Genomic DNA, 2,370 nt, shown 5'->3' with positions numbered 1-2,370 from the left:
ACCTGTGGCGACGGTCTGCGCGGGCCGGGGACCGCCCCCACGGCGGCCCCCGGCACGCGGTGTCCGGGGACCGCCGTCAGGCGCGTCACGGCCTCGGGTAGACTATTGCGGTTGCCACGGCGAGGGTGCCCGGCGGGCCGCAGATGGCCGCACGGAGGCGCCGTCATCGACGCGGTGCTCCGGGCAGTCGATCATGACACTGAGCCCCTGCGAGCCCCTCGCCCAGCACCGCCAGTCGACAAGCCGCCGCAGCGAAAGCATCAGGAGTCTCCCCGTGTCCGAGGTAAAGATCAGCGCCGAGCCCCGTACCGAGTTCGGCAAGGGTGGTGCCCGTCGTACCCGCCGGGCCGGCAAGGTGCCTGCCGTGCTGTACGGCCACGGCGAGAAGCCCAAGCACATCGCGCTGCCGGCGCTGGAGTTCGCCGCCGCGATCCGTAAGGGCGGCGCCAACCAGCTCTTCGCGATCGAGGTCAGCGACGGCACCCAGGTGCTGGCGCTGCCGAAGGCCATCCAGCGTGACCCGATCAAGGACACCTTCGAGCACATCGACCTGCTGCTGGTGCGGCGGGGCGAGAAGGTCACCGTCGACGTGCCGGTCCAGCTCACCGGGGACGCGGCCAAGGACACCCTGATCGTGCATGACCACGACACCCTGTCGGTGAACGCCGACGCCACCAAGGTGCCCGACCACCTGGAGGTCTCCATCGAGGGCGCCGAGGCCGGCACCCAGGTGACCGCTGGCGACGTCGAGCTGCCCAGGGGCGTCGAGCTGGCCGTCGAGGCCGACACGCTCGTCGCTTCGATCACCGCCGCTCCGACCGCCGAGCAGCTGGAGGCGACCCTCCCGGAGGCCGAGGAGGCCGCCGAGGAGGAGACCGCAGCCGAGGGCGAGCAGGCCCCGGCCGAGGCCGCCGAGGGCGAGCAGGCCCCGGCCGAGGCGCGCGCCGAGGCCTGAGCGGACCACAGCATCCTGTGACAGGCGCTCCCGGCGTACAGGGGGCGCCTGTCGGCGTACCGGATGGGTGGTGTGACCGGTCGGCGGTGGTGACGAGGGGAAGGGGCGCTGGTGGCTGAGGAGTCGGGGCCGTGGCTGGTGGTCGGCCTGGGAAACCCGGGTCGGGAGTACGCCGGTAACCGGCACAACGTCGGGTTCATGGTCGCCGACCTGGTGGCGGCCCGGGTCGGTGGGAAGCTCGGTCGACACCGGCGGGCGATGGCCGAGGTCGGCGAGGGGCGGCTGGGGTTCGGCGGCCCGAAGCTCGTGGTGGCCAAGCCGCTGACCTTCATGAACCTCTCGGGTGGGCCGGTGGCGGCTCTGGCGCAGTTCTTCAAGGTGTCGCCGGGGCAGATCATCGCGGTCCATGACGAGTTGGACATCGACTACGGGCAGGTACGCATCAAGTGCGGCGGCGGCGAGGGCGGACACAACGGTCTGCGTTCGATGTCGAAGTCGCTCGGCACGAAGGACTACGTACGGGTGCGGTTCGGGGTGGGTCGTCCGCCGGGGCGAAAGGACCCGGCCGACTACGTCCTGTCGGACTTCTCGTCCGGCGAGCGCAAGGAGTTGGAGTTCCTGGTGGACCGGGCGGCGGACGTTGTCGAGTCGGTCGTCACGCGGGGTGTCGAGCCGACTCAGAACGAGTATCACGGCCGCTGAGCGGGGGCGGGGCAGCTCCACAGCGGGACGCGGGGGCGGTATTCTGCGCCTTTTGACGGTTTCGTGTCACGGCGTGAGGTTGTGGCCGGGTCGACGGGAGCACGTGGTGGGCAGTCCTCCGATGATCGACGGGGCGTTCGCCCGGTGGTTGGCGGCGCAGGCCGGTCAGGCGTTGACGGCGCTCCGCGTCGAGCTGGGGTTCGCCGACGCCGGGGCGTTGAAGACGGCGGGCGACAAGGTGTCGCACGAGCTGATCCGGGCCGAACTGGCGAAGTGGCGCCCCGGTGACGCGGTGCTCTCCGAGGAGGACGCCGGTGCCCGGCTGACCTGGACCACGGAGGTGAACTCCGGTGGCGTGTCCCGGATGACCGCCGACCGGGTGTGGATCATCGATCCGTTGGACGGGACGCGGGAGTTCTCGGAGGAGGGGCGGTCGGACTGGGCGGTGCACGTGGCGTTGTGGGCGCGTAACGCCTCGACCCCGCACGGTCTGGTGGCCGGTGCGGTGGGTCTGCCCGCCCAGCACCGCGTCCTGGGTACCGACTATCCGCCGGCGTACCCGCCGATGACGCTGGAGGCGGCGACCTCCGGTGGCGGTCGGACCATCCGGCTGGCGGTGAGTCGGAGTCGCCCGCCGGTGTTCCTGACCGATCTGGCCGAGGAGGTCGGGGCGCAGTTGGTGCCGATGGGGTCGGCGGGGGCGAAGATCGCGG

At 71.6% G+C, this 2,370-nt stretch carries 3 protein-coding genes; all 3 read left to right on the top strand.

Annotated elements, in window-relative coordinates:
* The first annotated feature begins 274 nt into the window (after nucleotides 1-274).
* Complete coding sequence (locus ABT336_RS27295; protein ID WP_350900456.1) at nucleotides 275-955, top strand: 50S ribosomal protein L25/general stress protein Ctc; 681 nt, start codon at nucleotides 275-277, stop codon at nucleotides 953-955.
* 111 nt (nucleotides 956-1,066) lie between these two features.
* Nucleotides 1,067-1,657, top strand: coding sequence for an aminoacyl-tRNA hydrolase (gene pth / locus ABT336_RS27290; RefSeq protein WP_350900454.1), 591 nt, complete (start codon nucleotides 1,067-1,069; stop codon nucleotides 1,655-1,657).
* A gap of 121 nt (nucleotides 1,658-1,778) precedes the next feature.
* Nucleotides 1,779-2,370, top strand: a 592-nt coding sequence (locus ABT336_RS27285; protein WP_350900458.1) for an inositol monophosphatase family protein, incomplete at its 3' end; no start/stop codon positions are given.

Origin of the sequence: Micromonospora sp. NPDC000207, assembly GCF_040300925.1 — a bacterium.
Taxonomy (GTDB): Bacteria; Actinomycetota; Actinomycetes; order Mycobacteriales; family Micromonosporaceae; genus Micromonospora.
Note: the sequence above shows the minus strand (reverse complement) of the source record. Positions and strands in the feature narration are given on the sequence as shown.